General features: G+C 48.6%; 16 protein-coding genes. 9 read left to right on the top strand and 7 right to left on the bottom strand.

The features are described from left to right. The first annotated feature begins 5 nt into the window (after positions 1–5). Positions 6–905, top strand: coding sequence for a DMT family transporter (locus tag ACN0R8_RS01695; RefSeq protein ID WP_417594445.1), 900 nt, complete (start codon positions 6–8; stop codon positions 903–905). 77 nt (positions 906–982) lie between these two features. Here the strand turns inward: ACN0R8_RS01695 and ACN0R8_RS01690 are convergent, their stop codons facing one another. The 6 genes from ACN0R8_RS01690 to ACN0R8_RS01665 all read right to left on the bottom strand — a co-directional run bounded on the left by ACN0R8_RS01690 (position 983) and on the right by ACN0R8_RS01665 (position 10,430). Then, the gene (locus ACN0R8_RS01690) at positions 983–3,370 is read right to left on the bottom strand and encodes a putative bifunctional diguanylate cyclase/phosphodiesterase (RefSeq protein ID WP_417594443.1); all 2,388 of its coding nucleotides are present in this window, start codon (positions 3,368–3,370) and stop codon (positions 983–985) included. 236 nt (positions 3,371–3,606) lie between these two features. Further along, complete coding sequence (locus ACN0R8_RS01685; protein ID WP_417594441.1) at positions 3,607–4,512, bottom strand: hydroxymethylglutaryl-CoA lyase; 906 nt, start codon at positions 4,510–4,512, stop codon at positions 3,607–3,609. Between the two features lies 1 nt (position 4,513). After that, positions 4,514–6,544 (bottom strand): acetyl-CoA carboxylase biotin carboxylase subunit, encoded by a 2,031-nt coding sequence (gene accC, locus ACN0R8_RS01680; RefSeq protein ID WP_417594439.1) that lies wholly within the window; start codon positions 6,542–6,544, stop codon positions 4,514–4,516. A gap of 40 nt (positions 6,545–6,584) precedes the next feature. Further along, entirely contained in the window at positions 6,585–7,397 is an 813-nt protein-coding gene (locus tag ACN0R8_RS01675; protein WP_417594437.1) for an enoyl-CoA hydratase/isomerase family protein, read from the bottom strand. Between the two features lie 14 nt (positions 7,398–7,411). Continuing rightward, complete coding sequence (locus tag ACN0R8_RS01670) at positions 7,412–9,019, bottom strand: carboxyl transferase domain-containing protein (protein ID WP_417594435.1); 1,608 nt, start codon at positions 9,017–9,019, stop codon at positions 7,412–7,414. Positions 9,020–9,260: 241 nt separating this feature from the next. Continuing rightward, complete coding sequence (locus tag ACN0R8_RS01665) at positions 9,261–10,430, bottom strand: isovaleryl-CoA dehydrogenase (RefSeq protein WP_417594433.1); 1,170 nt, start codon at positions 10,428–10,430, stop codon at positions 9,261–9,263. Between the two features lie 368 nt (positions 10,431–10,798). On the opposite strand from ACN0R8_RS01665, the gene ACN0R8_RS01660 reads away from it, so the two are divergent. From ACN0R8_RS01660 to ACN0R8_RS01635, 6 genes are all read left to right on the top strand, one after another. After that, a complete protein-coding gene (locus ACN0R8_RS01660; protein WP_417594431.1) occupies positions 10,799–11,296 on the top strand; it encodes a hypothetical protein in 498 nt (165 codons plus the stop codon). Beyond that, complete coding sequence (locus ACN0R8_RS01655) at positions 11,293–11,646, top strand: hypothetical protein (protein ID WP_417594429.1); 354 nt, start codon at positions 11,293–11,295, stop codon at positions 11,644–11,646. The genes ACN0R8_RS01660 and ACN0R8_RS01655 overlap by 4 nt, the downstream gene beginning before the upstream one ends. Beyond that, a complete protein-coding gene (locus ACN0R8_RS01650) occupies positions 11,636–12,316 on the top strand; it encodes a hypothetical protein (protein ID WP_417594427.1) in 681 nt (226 codons plus the stop codon). The genes ACN0R8_RS01655 and ACN0R8_RS01650 overlap by 11 nt, the downstream gene beginning before the upstream one ends. A gap of 62 nt (positions 12,317–12,378) precedes the next feature. Further along, complete coding sequence (locus ACN0R8_RS01645; RefSeq protein ID WP_417594425.1) at positions 12,379–13,257, top strand: viperin family antiviral radical SAM protein; 879 nt, start codon at positions 12,379–12,381, stop codon at positions 13,255–13,257. 236 nt (positions 13,258–13,493) lie between these two features. After that, a complete protein-coding gene (locus tag ACN0R8_RS01640) occupies positions 13,494–14,081 on the top strand; it encodes a dTMP kinase (protein WP_417594421.1) in 588 nt (195 codons plus the stop codon). A gap of 376 nt (positions 14,082–14,457) precedes the next feature. After that, complete coding sequence (locus ACN0R8_RS01635; RefSeq protein WP_417594419.1) at positions 14,458–15,192, top strand: pseudouridine synthase; 735 nt, start codon at positions 14,458–14,460, stop codon at positions 15,190–15,192. Between the two features lie 4 nt (positions 15,193–15,196). Here the strand turns inward: ACN0R8_RS01635 and ACN0R8_RS01630 are convergent, their stop codons facing one another. Next, positions 15,197–15,532, bottom strand: coding sequence for a zinc ribbon domain-containing protein YjdM (locus ACN0R8_RS01630; RefSeq protein WP_078318861.1), 336 nt, complete (start codon positions 15,530–15,532; stop codon positions 15,197–15,199). A 210-nt stretch (positions 15,533–15,742) separates the two neighbouring features. Here ACN0R8_RS01630 and ACN0R8_RS01625 point away from each other — a divergent pair, with 210 nt between their 5' ends. Together ACN0R8_RS01625 and ACN0R8_RS01620 are read left to right on the top strand one after the other, a co-directional pair. Next, the gene (locus ACN0R8_RS01625) at positions 15,743–16,477 is read left to right on the top strand and encodes an adenosylcobinamide amidohydrolase (RefSeq protein WP_417594416.1); all 735 of its coding nucleotides are present in this window, start codon (positions 15,743–15,745) and stop codon (positions 16,475–16,477) included. A gap of 110 nt (positions 16,478–16,587) precedes the next feature. Next, complete coding sequence (locus ACN0R8_RS01620; RefSeq protein ID WP_417594414.1) at positions 16,588–16,806, top strand: DUF6500 family protein; 219 nt, start codon at positions 16,588–16,590, stop codon at positions 16,804–16,806. Positions 16,807–16,816: the final 10 nt, after the last annotated feature.

The raw sequence follows: 16,816 nt of genomic DNA, 5'->3' as shown, positions 1-16,816 counted from the left end.
TTGTTATGTCGATACCTGTCGCATATGGTCTTGCGGTCTTAATCTGGTCAACAACACCTTTAGCCATTGTCACCAGTGGTGACTCTTTGCCGCCGATGGCAGCGGCAGCTTCCCGCATGGCTCTGGCGGCGCTAGTGGGTTTGCCCATGTTGAAACTGCTGGGTTTGAATCTGCCTTTAAGCCGACGGGCGTTTAAATCTTATCTGACAGCTGTGATCGGAATTTTTGGGGCGATGGGTGTGACCTATGTGGCTGCCCAATGGATTCCATCGGGCCTGATTTCGGTGCTCTTTGGTTTTACCACGATTATGACCGGCGTGTTGAGCCACTTTATTTTTCCGGATAGTCCGATGTCCCATAAGCAGTGGATCGCCTGCGGCATGGGGATTATCGGTCTTGCTATTGTTTTTAGTGATAATCTGGTGGTCACCGGGCAGGGTGTTGTTGGGGTTTTGCTGGCGCTGTTGGCGGTGTTTTTTTTCAGCAGCAGCAATGTGCTTATGAAGCGTAACGGTGCTGGTTTGCATCCGTTGCAGCAAACCGTTGGTGCTTTGTGGTGCTCGTTACCTTTCTATACGGTTGCGTGGTTTGTTGCCGGCACAGAAGTAACCTGGGGAGAGGTTAGCCTGCTGAGTGCTTTCTCTGTTGTCTATCTGGCTACGCTAGGTTCCCTGGTTGGCTTTATGGCGTATTTTCATCTGATCGCGAATTTGCCACCTGCTTATGTGGCACTTATTACGCTGATTACACCTGTGATTGCATTATTTCTGGGCAGTCAGTTACACAATGAACCGGTAACACCTGAAATGTTGTTGGGGGCAGGGGTGATTTTGTTGAGCCTGTTGCTGTTTCTCAGTGATAACTTTATTCGCCTTTGGCAGGAACGGCGAGCGAAGCGAAGCTAGGCACGCTTCATAAGAATTCGTGCGTAAAGGGAGGTCAGGCTTTGAAACTCAGGCCTGGCCTTCAAAAGCTATTGATTTTACGCGAGTGATGGCTCGTGGCTTATAAGGTAGTGTTCTGCGAACTCTGCTAGCGGCAGAGGCCGACTGAAGAAGAAGCCCTGAAACTCATCAACACCAAGCTCCCGAAGCATTCTGATCTGGACCTCATTTTCCACACCTTCTGCATTGACCCACAACCCAAGACCATGACCCAATTCAATAATGGTACGGATAATAGCCCTGTCCTGGGGGTCCTGATGCATATCCATTACAAAGCTGCGGTCGATTTTAAGCTTGTCGACAGGCAGCTCTTTCAGGTAACTCAGAGAGGAATAGCCGGTTCCGAAGTCATCAAGTGCAACCTTGACGCCGTACTGGCGAAGTAAGTTAAGCGTGTTACGCACATTTTCCAGATTGGTGATCATGTTTTCTTCAGTGATCTCAATGCATAGAGTCTGTGGTGGTATACCGGTTTGTCCAATAACTTTGTGTACGTACTCAGCAAAGTCCCTCTGGTTCAGGCGATGCGCTGAGATATTAACTGAGAGGGAAGGTATGCTGATGCCCTTGTCTAACCAGGTGCGAAGCTGCTGAGCTGCCTGAAGTAACACCCAATCGTCGACACGGCTGATTAAGCCTGTTTTTTCAGCAATGGGGATAAACTCGAAAGGGGGTACAAGTCCACGTTCAGGGTGCTGCCAGCGGATCAGAACTTCAGCCCCAATAAGCGCCTTTGTATCTGATTTAAGTAATGGCTGATAGTAAAGACAAAGCTCATTACTAAGCAAAGCTGTATTGAGTTCTTTTTCAACTTCCTGCTCTTTGAGAACCTCCAGCTGCATCTCAATAGCGAAGAAAGTATAGCGATCCCGGCCTGCTCCTTTGGAGCGATATAAAGCTAGGTCAGCATAACGGAACAGCTGTTGCTGAACATCGCCTTCCTGAATAACATCTTTGGCTTCTGGATAGAGAGCTATGCCAGCACTGACGGTACAGCGTATTTCACTGTTGCCGAATTCAACGGGCTCTGACAGTAAAGCGATGAGTTCTCTTAACTGCGACCCGATCACTCCACGGTCAGCTATATTACTGAGTGTGATGGCAAACTCATCACCACCGAGGCGGAAAATCTGTGCCCTGTGGCCAAAAAAGTCCTGAAGCCGGTGGGCTGTTTTAATCAACAGCATATCACCGGTGATATGCCCCTGGGTGTCGTTAATATCTTTGAAATTGTCAAGATCCAGTACGATCAGTGCAATGGAACTAAGATCACCTTCATCGACATCGGCGACCAGGTTTCCCAGCTCATTATGAAAGCTGACCCGGTTAGGGAGTGTTGTCAGGTTGTCGAAATGCGCCAGGTGCTGGATACGTTCCTGTGAACGCTTCTGGTCGGTGACATCCACCACTGAGCCTTCGATATGCTCTGGCATAGCATCCGTGGCAGGGACTAGGTGATTACTGACGGTGACCCAGCGTTTTATTCCCGTTCGTGTATAGATTTCGACCTCATTGTGCGTAAAAAAACCTTCTTTACGCAGCCGCTTCATCGACTTTAACCACTCATGGGGGCGCACATAAACCTGCTTACCAATATGCTGAATTAATTCAATACACTCTTCCGGCGAATTGTAGCCGAGGATGTGTGCCAAGGATGGATTTACATTCATATAGCGGCCATCCAAAGTACTTTGGTGCAGGCCGGTCATGGCGTTTTCAAAAATACCGCGGTATTTGTCTTCCGCCGTTATCAGTGCTGATTCTGCGGCTTTATGGGCAGTTATATCGTGAACGGCCCCAACGATAAATTCGGTAAGATTTTCTTCATTCTTCAGGGCACGGCCATTAAGACGTATCCAGATCAGAGAGCCGTCAATGCGCCTCATTTGAAGCTCCATATCACGAACTTCACCTGATTGATCCAGTCGGTGAAGAAACTCGTTTCTGTCAGCGTCGCTGGTATACATATCCCAGGCCAGGTGCTGAACCGCATCAATCATATGAGAGGCATTGCTGTAGCCGAAGGTATCGGCGAGGGCCTGATTGGCATAAATCAGCTGGCCAGCACGGTTTGTCTTGTAAACCCCGTCAACCGAGCTCTCAAGGATGGCCCGATATTGTTCCCGGTCCGTCTGATTGAAACCCTGTACCAGGTAACAATCAGACTCTGCAGCTATCACTTGCCAGCGATAGCTTTCGGCATTGGAGTAAAGGACATCCTCATAGACACCAGTTTCTATCGGATGATTTCCCAGAAGCCTGTGCAGTAAATCACCAGGAAGCAGGTTACTGCAGTCCTCGAGGCCGAGCTTATGTATCAGATCTTTTGATGCCTGATTGGAGGTAAGGCATTCCCCTGTTTTTGCGATCAGAGCGACGGGCGTCGGAAGATCAGATAGGTTGTTGATCAGGGAAATTGAGTCCATTAAAAAGCTCTGGCAGAGTAAAAGGAGAAAACGGTGAAGGATAGGCTTTAAGTATAGCAGAGTGTACCATCTTAAAAAGATTGTGTAACTTTAGGTAAGAAAAGTTTGTAAACGCATAGATGTCCGATAAACCCTACTAAACCCGTTATTAAGCCGGGATAAAAAAGGGAGGCCAAGCCTCCCCAATGACACTCAGAAAACAAGCCCGTTGGCGTGCAGGTGCCACGGGCTTATCGTTAGGATGACATTGCTAAACCCACCCTGGAACGATTCGTACTGCCGATGGCTTCGGTAATAAAATTGCCGGTAGCCACCAGCTTGTTCAGGTCGATACCGGTTTCGATACCCAATCCCTGCAGCATATAAACCACATCTTCTGTGGCCACGTTGCCGGATGCGCCCTTGGCGTAAGGGCAGCCGCCCAAGCCTCCGACGGAGCTATCGACAACCGCAACACCTTCTTCCAGTACCGCATAAATATTAGCCAGGGCTTGACCGTAGGTGTCATGGAAGTGAGCGGCGAGTTTTTCAATTGGCACCACATTTGCCACGGCCCGGATCATCGCTTTGGCTTTCAGTGGCGTACCGACACCTATAGTGTCGCCGAGAGAGATCTCATAGCAGCCCATGTCATAGAGTGCTTTTGCCACTTCTGCGACTTTTTCCGGCGCGATCTCGCCATCGTAAGGGCAGCCCAGTACGCAGGAAACATAGCCTCGTACTTTTAAGTGGTTCTCTTTAGCCAGTTTCATCACTGGGGCAAAGCGTTCGAGGCTTTCTGCGATGGAGCAGTTAATATTCTTCTGAGAAAAAGCCTCAGAAGCAGCACCAAAAACAGCCACTTCATCGACCCCTGCTGCAATGGCTGATTCCAGGCCTTTCAGGTTTGGCGTAAGAGCCGCATAGGTGACACCGCTTTTACGGTTTAGGCCGGTGACTACCTCAGTGGCATCTCCCATCTGAGGAACCCATTTCGGTGATACAAAGCTGGCAGACTCGATATAGCGCACACCGGCATCCGCCAGTTTATCAATCAGCTGTAGTTTGATCTCTGTACTGATGACGCCTTTCTCGTTCTGCAGACCATCACGGGGGCCAACCTCAACAATACGCACGGATTTGGGTAGAGTGGGATAGGACATATCAGGCCTCCTCAGCCTCAAAGGCCACCAGATCGGCACCACCTTCCACCAGATCACCTGGCTGGAAGAAGATCTCAGTAACCGTGCCATCAACGGATGCAGTGATGGTGTGCTCCATCTTCATCGCTTCCATAATCACCATGGCGGTGCCTTTCGTGACCTGTTGGCCTGGCTCAACCAGAACCGCAACAATGCTGCCGTTCATCGGTGCGGTCAGGCTTGGGCTATCATCTTCAAAATCATGGCTATCCAGATCCGGGCGTTGCCACTGGTATTCAAAGGCACCCTGATCCGTAAATACGGTGACATGACCGTTCAGTTCGGCGACAAAAGCGTTACGGCTATGACCATTCAGACTGGCCTGTAAGCGGTCATCATTCAGTGTGCCATCGGCGATCATGATGTGGCCATCCAGTGTCAGGCGGTAACCCTGCTTCAGCCAGTTAACGGTAATCTCATGCTCGACCTGTTGGTCGTCGCCCTCTTTTTGTGCCAGTGTCTGAGTAAAACGTACCACATGGGTCGGGTCTTCGTTCAGACGCCAGCCGGAGAACTGATGCCAGGGCGAAGTTTCATCGTGGCTGTGAATCGCTTCTGCTTTACGTTGCTGTTTTTGTTTCAGCAGGGTGTACAGGGTTGCCATCGCCAGCGGGTTAGCGCCCTGAGAGCCGCCGTGGGATTGGAACAGGTCGGCTTCGTGCTTCTCAATAAAGCCGGTATCCAGCTCTGCATCACGGAACGCCGTGTTATCAATCAGGCGTTTCAGGAAGTGGGTGTTGGTCTTCATACCGGCGATACGGTATTCCGTCAACGCCTGGCTCATGCGCTGCATGGCACGGTCACGGTTTTCGTCCCAGACAATCAGTTTGGCGATCATAGGGTCATAGTAGATACTGACCTCGTCGCCTTCACGAACACCGGTATCAACCCGAACATAGCGGTTTTCTTCCGGGGTGCGCAGATATTCCAGCTTACCGGTGGCGGGCAGGAAGTCGTTATCGGGATCTTCCGCGTAGATACGTACTTCAACCGCGTGGCCGTTGATCTGTACATCGTCCTGGCTGATGGGCAGAGTTTGACCGTAGGCGACTGCCAGCTGCCATTCCACCAGATCCTGACCAGTGATCAGTTCGGTCACCGGGTGCTCAACCTGCAGGCGGGTATTCATCTCCATAAAGTAGAAGGAGCCGTCTTCATCCAGCAGGAACTCAACGGTGCCGGCTCCCACATAGCCGATCGCCTCAGCGGCTCGCACGGCGGCCTCACCCATCGCTTTACGCAGTTCGTCGGACATGCCCGGTGCAGGGGCTTCCTCAACCACTTTCTGGTGTCGGCGCTGAACGGAGCAATCACGCTCTGCCAGATACACACTGTTGCCATGCTGATCACAGAACACCTGAATTTCAACATGGCGGGGTTTGGTCAGATATTTCTCAACCAGCATGGTGTCATCGGCAAAGCCGTTCATCGCTTCGCGTTTTGCGGCATCCAGTGCACTGGTAAACTCGTCGGCAGACCAGACTACGCGCATGCCTTTACCGCCACCACCGGCGGTGGCCTTCAGCAGTACCGGATAACCCATCTCATCCGAGTGCTTTTTCAGCAGGGCCGGATCCTGGTCTTCGCCATGGTAGCCGGGAACCAAGGGTACTTTGGCTTCTTCCATAATACGCTTAGCGGCGCTCTTGGAGCCCATGGCTTTAATCGCATCCGCCGGAGGGCCGATAAAGACCACGCCAGCATCCTGGCATTTCTGTACAAATGGGGCGTTTTCCGACAGGAAACCGTAGCCGGGGTGGATTGCCTGAGCACCGGTGTCTTTTGCCACCTGCAGAATGGTGTCCATTTTCAGGTAGCTGTCTTTGCTGGCGGCCGGGCCTACACAAACCGCTTCATCGGCCATCGCCACATGCATGGCGTTGGCATCAGCTTCGGAGTAAACAGCAACGCAGCGAATACCCATTTGGTGTGCGGTACGAATTACGCGGCAAGCGATCTCGCCACGGTTTGCAATCAGAATCTTGTTAAACATCGGTTATCTCCCACATTGTTCCCGTTGGAGCAGCCTGATATCAGGACTGCTGCCAACCCGGAGCACGTTTTTCAAAGAACGCACTCAGACCTTCCTGACCTTCCTCAGAGACGCGGATTTCAGCGATCAGGCGTTGGGTGTATTCGATCATCTCCTGATCGATCGGGCCTTTAGCGACCAGGGCGATCAGTTCTTTGGTACGACGGACGCTCTGCGGGCTGTTAGCCAGTAGTTTCTGCGTCATACCCTCCAGAGCTGTTTCCATCTCATCCTGAGGCACGTTCAGGTGGGCCAGGCCCATCGCAACAGCCTGTTCACTGTTAAATACTTCAGCGGTCAGGAAATAACGCCGGGCAGCACGTTCACCCATGGCGGAGACCACAAAAGGACTGATCACCGCAGGGGAGAGGCCGATTTTTACTTCGCTCAGGCAGAAACGGGCTTTTTCCGTGGCGATACAGATATCGCAGCAGGCGGCTAAGCCCACGGCACCGCCATAGGCCGCGCCCTGTACCAGAGCGATGGTAGGTTTGTTCAGATTGTTCAGGGTGTGCATCAGACGCGCCAGCTCACCGGCATCGTTGAAATTATCCTCAAGGCTGTACTGCGCCATGCGCTTCATCCAGCCCAGGTCAGCGCCGGCAGAGAAAGACTTTCCGTTAGAGCGCAGTACCACCACGCGAACCGCATCGTTAGCGTTCAGATCATCCAGTATCGCGAGAATGTCAGCGATCAGCTTGTCATCAAAGGCGTTGTGCACTTCAGGCCGGTTCAGAATAACGGACGCGACACCCTGATCGGAGATTTCGCAAAGAACCTGTCGTTGACTAGAGGACGGTTTATCAGTCGTCATATCAGATGCTCCGATTACATGCGGAACACGCCAAAGCGTGTCTCGCGGGTGGGTGCATTCAGAGCAGCAGAGATGGCAAGCCCAAGTATGTCGCGGGTTTGTGCCGGATCGATCACACCATCATCCCACAGGCGGGCGCTGGCGTAGTAGGGGTGACCCTGGTGTTCGTACTGGTCAACAATCGGCTTTTTGAATGCAGCTTCATCATCGGCGGCCCATGTTTCGCCCTTACGCTCCATATTGTCGCGTTTCACCTGGGACAGTACACCGGCGGCCTGTTCACCACCCATCACTGAGATTCTTGAATTTGGCCACATCCACATCAGGTTCGGATCATAGGCGCGGCCACACATACCATAGTTACCGGCACCGAAACTGCCACCGATCAGCATGGTGAACTTAGGTACTTTAGCGCAGGCCACTGCCGTTACCATCTTGGCACCGTTTTTGGCGATACCTTCGGATTCGTACTTGCCACCCACCATAAAGCCAGTGATATTTTGCAGAAAGACCAGTGGAATATTGCGTTGGGCACAGAGCTCGATAAAGTGCGCGCCTTTGAGGGCGGCTTCGGAGAAGAGTACGCCGTTATTCGCCACGATACCTACGGGATAACCATGGATACGGGCAAAACCTGTGACCAGTGTGGTGCCGTACATCTGTTTAAACTCGTCAAACTCAGAACCATCAACGGTACGGGCAATCACTTCACGCACATCGTAGGGCTTGCGCAGGTCTTCTGAGACGATGCCGTAGATCTCTTCCGGATCGTACAGCGGCGGACGGGAAGGCTGGATATCCAGTTCCGCTTTTTTGGATGGATTCAGGCGGGAGATACATTGACGGGCGATCTGCAGGGCGTGCTGATCATTCATCGCGTAGTGATCGGCAACACCGGATGTTTTACAGTGTACATCGGCACCACCCAGATCTTCCGCAGAGATCACTTCACCCGTTGCAGCTTTAACCAGCGGTGGGCCTGCCAGAAAGATGGTGCCCTGCTGGCGCACAATAATAGATTCATCCGCCATGGCCGGTACATAAGCGCCACCTGCTGTACAGGAGCCCATGACGACCGCGATCTGGGGAATCCCTTTGGCGGACATATTCGCCTGATTGTAGAAAATACGTCCAAAGTGATCGCGATCCGGGAACACTTCATCCTGGTTTGGCAGGTTGGCACCGCCGGAATCGACCAGGTATACGCAAGGCAGGTGGTTTTTCTCAGCGATCTCCTGCGCCCGCAGATGCTTTTTAACCGTTAGGGGGTAGTAGGTGCCGCCCTTGGTGGTGGCATCATTGGCGATGATCATGCATTCCTGACCACTGACGCGACCGATACCCGTGATGATACCGGCTGAAGGCACATAGTCTTTATAAACGTTCAGACCTGCCAGCTGGGAAAGCTCCATAAAAGGTGCGCCTTCATCCAGCAGGCCGTTGATACGGTCTCGGGGGAGTAGCTTGCCCCGGTCAAGGTGTTTCTTCTGGGCTGCTTCACCGCCGCCTTTCTTGATCTCTGCCAGTTGCTCGCGCAGATCCTGTACCAGACGCTTCATGTTGCCCATGTTGGTCTGGAACTCTTCAGAGCGGGTATTGATTTTGCTTTTGATAACCGCCATTGCTAGCTCCTGATAACTAAGTTGGTAAGACAGACCAGCTGTCGTCGTGCAGGGGGGAAAGCCAGCCTGCCTTACCAGACCTGAGTTCACTCCTGCCGTTGCCACATCTGTAGCGTAAAATTGATTTCAGCAGGAATAAAAAAAGGGATTGGATATTCGGGTTTGGAGGAGTCGTTAAGAGGTTTTGCCTCCCTTAACGACTCGCCGGACAGATAGTGTAAGACCTATCTCTGCCAGGCTTTTATTTTGACTCGGAGAAGATTTCACGGCCGATCAGCATACGGCGTACTTCCGAAGTACCGGCACCGATCTCATACAGTTTTGCATCACGCAGCAGGCGACCGGTAGGGAATTCATTGATGTAACCGTTACCACCGAGCAACTGGATAGAGTCCAGTGCAACCTGAGTCGCTTTTTCTGCACAGTACAGAATCACGCCTGCGGCATCTTTACGGCTGGTTTCGCCGCGATCACAGGCACGGGCAACCGCATAGAGATAAGACTTACAGGCGTTCATGGTGGTGTACATGTCGGCCACTTTACCCTGAACTAACTGGAACTCGCCGATGGATTGACCAAACTGCTGACGGTCATGCAGGTAAGGCACAACAATATCCATTGCTGCCTGCATAATGCCGGTTGGGCCGCCGGTCAGAACGGTACGTTCATAGTCCAGGCCGCTCATCAGAACGCGAACCCCTTTACCTAATTCGCCCAGTATATTCTCTTCCGGTACTTCACAATCCTGGAATACCAGCTCACAGGTGTTAGAACCGCGCATACCCAGCTTGTCCAGCTTCTGGTGACGAGTGAACCCCGGATAATCGCGCTCAACGATAAAGGCAGTAATACCTTTGGAGCCCGCCGAAGTGTCGGTTTTGGCGTAGATCACGTAGGTGTTGGCATCAGGGCCGTTAGTGATCCACATTTTGTTACCGTTCAGGATGTAACGGTCACCTTTTTTCTCGGCGCGCAGCTTCATGCTGACCACATCAGAGCCCGCACCTGGCTCGGACATCGCCAGTGCGCCAATATGTTCACCGGAAACCAGTTTAGGCAGGTACTTTTCTTTCTGCGCCTGATTACCGTTCAACTTGATCTGGTTAACACAAAGATTGGAGTGTGCGCCGTAGGAAAGACCAACAGAAGCAGAGGCACGGGAGATCTCTTCCATGGCGATAACGTGGGCCAGATAGCCCATGTCAGAGCCGCCGAACTCTTCAGGAACGGTAATACCCAACAGACCCATATCACCAAATTTACGCCACAGATCAGCGGGGAACTCATTGTCCTGATCGATCTGCTCAGCGCGTGGAGCAATTTCTTCCGTGGCGAAACGATTAACCTGCTCGCGCAGCATGTCGTAAGTATCGCCCAGATCGAAGTTAAACTCTTTATAGATGGATTTCATGGCGTTGCCTCTTTCTAGCTTTATTTGTTGTTGTCTCTTGGCCTGTGCTGACCCTTGGTGGATGGTCTGATGCACCGGCTCTAATAATCAGATGCAGTAAATTTAATCTAAGTTGACGTTAACGTAAAGGGAAATTTTAATGGTTGTTGTAAACCTGTCATAGGAGCGTGGCGATCTGCGTATTTACCCGTGATGTGGATATCGTTAAAATTTGGGCGTATGGAGTGCTATTAATATTAGTATGCTCTGTAAAATTATCAGTTGTCAGTATGGATGCTAGTAAAATTTTTCGAATTTATTCTTTTTCCTTATTTTAAAAGCTTCCATAGTTGATCTGGTTTAACTGTTGTTTTTTAATGGAATTTAAAATGAAAGCGAATGAAAGATCAGGGGAGGTAGTATTTTCCCTACCTACATTTAAAGGGTTTTTGAAAATTATTTTCCATGTGATATATGCATTATTTTCATATCTTTTTATGGGGGGGTTGGGGGTATTAGTGGCTATCATATGTGTATTTTCTATTTTTAGAAATGGGGCTTTTCTGGCTGACCTTTCTTGGGTTGAAATCGCCTTGATAGTATGGGTTTTTTACTGTGTTCGGTTAGTTATTTATTCAGGTCAAAGTGGTTGGAATGGTTTTTTACAATACGTAAGTCTTTTCTCTTTTACAGGGTGGCTTACATTTTTTTCTGCCTTATTTTACTGGATATGGTTTGGCGGAATACCTAGTGTAAGTTTTCTTTACTCTAATACTCTAGAGTTTTTTATTATTTTTTTGATTGGGATGGGATTTGGTTTGGCGGCTTTAGTTGCTAGTGTAGGTTATAATAATGATGCTAGTCATGCTGATGGAGATAATTTGTGAGAACTTTTTTATTTTTTTTATGTTTTGCTATTAGTCCTTATGTTATTTCTGATGATATTGAAAATATTAGCGATGGTGAAAGGTTGATAAAAGGATGCTCAGAATTAATTGGAATGTATAACAAAATTGGAGAGGAAGGGATGCTAACTTCCATATCTTATGCACAAAAAGATACGCTGCTTGCAGGTTATTGTCTTGGTGTATTAAAGGCTATAACTCAATCAAAAGATTATAATTGTAGAGGGCGAGGTTGGTATCGTTTAGCTGAAGATCTTGCAAATGAATGGCGGCCTGATATGAAGTCTCTGGGCCTCAGGTCAGCTTTGGGCAAGGTTTGTTATGTCCGGTGAGTACACGCGTTCTTGGGCAATCAAAGCGCTCTTTGATATAAAACTCTCTAGATATCCTAAATTTAAGGATAAATTGACTACTCTAGAGGACAACGGGGCGCTAATTATAATCAAAAAAGCTCCAACTGGAGCCATAGGGAGTAGAGGGAGACGTTATTATCAGAGTTGTCATTTTAACCGACTTTATAATGTTGTTCTAATATCAGCGTTTTATTCTGAACCAAGTATTATTCTTGATATAGTTAATGATTATTCAGGACGAAAACAAAAAGCAGAAATGTTAGAGAATCTTTTGTTAGGGCTGGATCGTGTTGGGATGATCAGTTTTGAACCTGAGAAGCTATTAGATTTTTTCGCAGCATTAAAAGATAGTGTTTCTTTAGATGAGCGTCGGCTGCCAAATCCATTTATACAGTTACCCCAAGTAACAGATAACGGATTAGGCAAATACCCATCAGTTCTTGAGTTGTTTACGCCTGATATTGCTCAAGCGTCCAAAGTTGACAAAATGATCATCCTCTATCTTTCTGGAGACTTGGATTCGGCACGAAATATATCTGAAACACTCAACCCTGAAGGAGGTAGCGCTCTGAAAATTAAGCAGTGGATCGACCATGAATATCTTGAAGCTGAAGATTTCAGCGCACTTTTAAAAAGTTTTTTGGATTAGTGCTTTTTAGTGGATTCCACTAAGTGAATCTATCTCCGTTATCAACAAACGGAGATAGATTCATGTCCCAATCAAACGAGTTAGTTATCAACTTCCATATGACAGAACATTGCAACTACCGTTGTGAGTACTGTTACGCAACCTGGAATGCGGATTGCCATTCCAAAGAACTGCACCGGCAAGAAGGTGCGGTCCAATCATTGATCGATAAGCTTTCGGAGTATTTTTTTAACTCTAATCCGCTTATGGATGCTATGGGCTATAAAACTGTCCGCCTAAATATTGCCGGTGGTGAGCCTATGCTACTGGGGAAGCGTTTCTCTGATGCTCTTTTTTACGCAAAAAAGAAAGGTTTTCGCACCTCTATTATCACTAATGCAGCATTTCTCGATGATGAAACTTTGCTTTCTGTCGCTCCACAGCTTGATGTCTTAGGTGTCAGTTTTGATAGTGCTGACGAGCTTATAGCCAAAAATATTGGCAGAATGGATCGTAACGGCAGTTGGATTTCATCTGATAAGCTTGCTCATATTGCTTCTATGTACCGTGAGCTGAACCCTCTAGGAATATTTAAAGTTAATACTGTTGTTAATCAACACAATTTATACGAATCCCTTGGACAAACGATAGAGCTTGTTAAACCTGATAAGTGGAAGTTACTTAGAGTGCTGCCAGTTTATGAAGATATTCGGCCCGTAGATGATGATGAATTTCAGAACTACGTTGAACGGCACTCTCCATTTTCAGATGTGACGGTCGTCGAAGACAATTCAGACATGACCGCATCTTATCTAATGATTAATCCTGAAGGCCGTTTTTATCAAAATGGAGCCGAGCAGGAGGGATACATTGTAAGTGAACCACTGCTTGATGTGGGAGTTGAAGCCGCATTCTCAGAAATTAAATTTAATATTGCTACGTTTTTGAGTAGATACGCTTAAGGAGCTGCTATGTACAAATTCAGTAGCAGTAAAGAGCTGAACCAGATGATCCGCAAGTTAGTCCAAAATGGCTGGCGATATAAACGTTTGCGAAAACATGCAAGATTAGTTGCGCCTTGCGGTCGTTGGAGTACTACGGTTTCTCTAACACCGAGAAGTTGTAACGCTGCCAAGCATTTGCGGTGGGATATTTTAAAAGCAAGCAAAGTTGTAATATTTTCAGTGAAAGGAGGTCTATGATGTTTATTGTTGTTGAAGGTTTAGATGGTACTGGAAAGTCAACAACCGCTAAGGCATTAGCTAGTGCATTGAATGGTATCTTTTTAAATACCCCATTGGATAAGTTTAAGATTGTACGGCCAGCAATGGAAGATATTTATGGAGATGAGTCATTAGCTAGGCAGTTATTTTATGCTTCTACAGCAATTTGTTCATCCAATCGTGTTTCACAGGCATTGAAAGAGGCCAAGTGTGTTGTTATTGATCGCTATTGGTACTCCACGCAGGTTTATCATAGCTGGAGAACAAGCGGTCAGCACTTTCAACTCCAGGAAGTTGAAGATCAGCTTGTAAAGCCTGATCTGACTGTGTATCTGGGTTTACCCTTGGTCGCTCGGAAAGAAAGGCTTGCTGGTCGAGATGGCAATACAGACGAAGACCGTCAGACTATGGCAATTAAAGCGGATAAGACTCTGAATGAACTCTATCGCGCATACGCGGATCACCCATTTTCACGTCGCTGGGTTGAGATGGATGCTTCTTTGCCAACTGAAGATATAGTATCTAGTGTTCTCTCTTTACTAGGAGTGGTAAATACTGCTTAGCTGTTTAATTTGATTATTTACTACTTTACTTGGATATTGCAGAAGGAGAGAGTATAGCTACTCTCTCTTTTACTATATCAATATAGTTCTTTGCTGAGTAATTCGTACCTGTAATCAATATTGCTCAAACAATATGAACTGCATGATTTCAGAACACAGTCAGTTGCGTTTAGCCTGAGTTTTCAGGCAAGTATGGTGGATATAGTGACCTGATTACTGCTCAGACATAAGCTGGGCTTAGAGCTTTTTTCCAACCGGATCAACCAGCAGTTTGTCTGAGAGATCACACCGTGTTACGTCAGTTTTGATGTTTCATTACCTAGAAATCTTGATCTGAAAGAAAATCACCTTACATTACCCCTGCTTAGGATGGACAATGCGGCTGGATAAGTTTGTTTGTAAAAGTACCACCTTGACGCGTGAGCTAGCGCGCGAACAGATACAGCAGGGGCGTATTCAGGTTAATGGCCGTGTGGTGTTAAGTGAGCGGGCACAAGTGCATGAGAATAACTGCATCACATGGGATGGTTCCGTGCTCACAGCCCGTTCTTTTCGCTACCTGCTGCTGCATAAGCCTGCAGGTACTGTCTGCTCTAACGTGGATGAAGCTTACCCGTCACTTTTTAATGGCAGCGGTATTGATCATACCGAGGAGTTGCATGTGGCGGGCCGTCTGGATGCCGACACAACAGGCTTGGTACTGATTACCGATGATGGCCGTTGGTCGTTTGAGATTATTCGCCCGGATCGGCTGTGTGAAAAAGTCTATCGTGTGGGCTTGTCGCGACCGATAAGTGAGCATGTGGCGGAACGTTTTGCTGCAGGCATTCTGTTGCAGGGCGAGGCAAAGCCAACTCAACCCGCAAAGCTTGAGGTTGTTAATTCTAGAGAGGTTCTTTTGACGATTACTGAGGGGCGTTACCATCAGGTAAAACGCATGTTTGCAGCGGTGGGTAACCGGGTAAGGTCTTTGCACCGTGAGCAGATTGGTGCTGTCCGGTTAGATATCTGCGAGGGCCAATGGCGTAATCTGACCCCCGATGAGATACAGTCTTTCTGTGATCGGAGCAATGGCTCGGGTACCGATGTGCCCGCTTTTTCAGCCGTTTAAAACATTACGCCCGTTTCACAAATTTAGCGGTAACCATCATGTCACCGGCACCATCCAAACGGCAGTCCAGCTCGTGATCTTTGCCATCAACAATGCGCTTGATCAGGCCCTTGGTGCCGATTTTCAGCACCATAGAGCTGCCTTTAACCTTAAGGTCTTTGATCAGGGTGATCTTGTCGCCGGCGTTTAGCTGAGTGCCGTTAGCGTCTTTTGCTGTTGGCGAATCATCTTCCGGCTGTTCTGAGGGATTCCACTCATGGGCGCATTCCGGGCAGATCAGAAGTTCCTGATCCTGATAGACAAATTCAGAGTTACATTTCGGGCATGGAGGCAGGGACATAAGCGACTTCTTCTTCCGGATAACGAATTAAATAACAAGGCGGGGCATATTAATAAGGCGGCAGAAGCTTGGCAAGTTGCTGGTATTTCGGTATGTCGCTATCAGGCGATTCGTGATTGAAAGTAAGCTTATCGGGTAAACTGTGTACTCTGAACGCAATATTAGCATCACTGATAAAGCCAGCATTCATTCCATCCGGTATCCGACGATATGACTTTCCAATTTTCTCACAAATCTAACTGCCAGCGTTCACTTCAGTCGCTGGGAGAGTTTGCCGCTGTAGAACACACCAGTGATCATCTGATGGTTTATCTGCAAAAGCCTCATCAGGTCTTAAGCTCTGGAGTGTTAAATGGTGGTCTGCAGTGGGTGGATGGGGTTTTGAATTTGCGCGTACCCAAACACACCGAGCAGCATGAGCCTGCAGAAACGACCCTTGCCCATTACGGTGAGATCCTCGGGGTAACGGGTAACCTTGTTGGTATGATGACCGCTGCGTCTATGGGTTCTTATCATTTAGCCAAGCGGGTAGCCGATGGGGTTGAGATATTCGTTCTGGCGACAGCTGGTTTTTCTAATGCCCGTAGGGCGGGTGACAAGGCGGAATACCGTCGTATGGTTTCTGAGCCGGAAGAAATAGGCACCATCAACATTATTCTGCTGACCAACGCCTGTCTGACTCAGGCGGCTCTGGTGGAGGCAGTTATGATGGTGACCGAAGCTAAGGCCGCCGCCTTACAGAATGCAAAGGTGCTAAGTCCTGTATCCGGACTGATCGCAACCGGCACGGGTACGGATTCTGTGGTATTTGTGAATGGCTTTGGTCCCGAGGTTAAGTTCTGTGGCAAACACGTGCTCTTTGGTGAGCTGATGGCCCAGGCAGTGATTGAAGCGGTATTCGGTGCGATTAGCTGGGAAAGAGCCACCTATGGCGGTCAGTTATAACGGCTGAAGACGTGTTTTTACCATGACTGTATATCAATACAGTGGTGTTTGTTTTAGGCTTACAGCTCGTCAAATTTGATGAAATTAGAACAGATAAAACCGAGAAACCCATGAGACAAACGCTAAGACGTAATATTATTCAGGTGTGTGATAAGAAGATTCAGCAGAAAGGCGAGGCGGTGGGTGTTTCCTTCTACGCTTTCTTCGCCAACAAAAATGACGACCCCGAAACCCTGATGGAAGTTGCAAGCTGGTGGATTCAGACCCACCGGCTGGATCATTTCGAGAAAGCCGTAAAGATCCGGCAGATGGTGCTGGATGGGGTTTAAGCTCTGTTAC

It is taken from the genome of Oceanospirillum sp. (genome assembly GCF_048265165.1).
GTDB lineage: Bacteria > Pseudomonadota > Gammaproteobacteria > Pseudomonadales > Halomonadaceae > Oceanospirillum.
This window is presented reverse-complemented; position numbering and strand designations above follow the sequence as displayed.

Excerpts from the sequence above, each read along its gene's own strand:
- ACN0R8_RS01695 (WP_417594445.1), top strand. The coding sequence starts at position 6 with ATGTCGATACCTGTCGCATATGGTCTTGCGGTCTTAATCTGGTCAACA.
- ACN0R8_RS01690 (WP_417594443.1), bottom strand. The coding sequence starts at position 3,370 with ATGGACTCAATTTCCCTGATCAACAACCTATCTGATCTTCCGACGCCC.
- ACN0R8_RS01685 (WP_417594441.1), bottom strand. The coding sequence starts at position 4,512 with ATGTCCTATCCCACTCTACCCAAATCCGTGCGTATTGTTGAGGTTGGC.
- accC (WP_417594439.1), bottom strand. The coding sequence starts at position 6,544 with ATGTTTAACAAGATTCTGATTGCAAACCGTGGCGAGATCGCTTGCCGC.
- ACN0R8_RS01675 (WP_417594437.1), bottom strand. The coding sequence starts at position 7,397 with ATGACGACTGATAAACCGTCCTCTAGTCAACGACAGGTTCTTTGCGAA.
- ACN0R8_RS01670 (WP_417594435.1), bottom strand. The coding sequence starts at position 9,019 with ATGGCGGTTATCAAAAGCAAAATCAATACCCGCTCTGAAGAGTTCCAG.
- ACN0R8_RS01665 (WP_417594433.1), bottom strand. The coding sequence starts at position 10,430 with ATGAAATCCATCTATAAAGAGTTTAACTTCGATCTGGGCGATACTTAC.
- ACN0R8_RS01660 (WP_417594431.1), top strand. The coding sequence starts at position 10,799 with ATGAAAGCGAATGAAAGATCAGGGGAGGTAGTATTTTCCCTACCTACA.
- ACN0R8_RS01650 (WP_417594427.1), top strand. The coding sequence starts at position 11,636 with ATGTCCGGTGAGTACACGCGTTCTTGGGCAATCAAAGCGCTCTTTGAT.
- ACN0R8_RS01645 (WP_417594425.1), top strand. The coding sequence starts at position 12,379 with ATGTCCCAATCAAACGAGTTAGTTATCAACTTCCATATGACAGAACAT.
- ACN0R8_RS01640 (WP_417594421.1), top strand. The coding sequence starts at position 13,494 with ATGATGTTTATTGTTGTTGAAGGTTTAGATGGTACTGGAAAGTCAACA.
- ACN0R8_RS01635 (WP_417594419.1), top strand. The coding sequence starts at position 14,458 with ATGCGGCTGGATAAGTTTGTTTGTAAAAGTACCACCTTGACGCGTGAG.
- ACN0R8_RS01630 (WP_078318861.1), bottom strand. The coding sequence starts at position 15,532 with ATGTCCCTGCCTCCATGCCCGAAATGTAACTCTGAATTTGTCTATCAG.
- ACN0R8_RS01625 (WP_417594416.1), top strand. The coding sequence starts at position 15,743 with ATGACTTTCCAATTTTCTCACAAATCTAACTGCCAGCGTTCACTTCAG.
- ACN0R8_RS01620 (WP_417594414.1), top strand. The coding sequence starts at position 16,588 with ATGAGACAAACGCTAAGACGTAATATTATTCAGGTGTGTGATAAGAAG.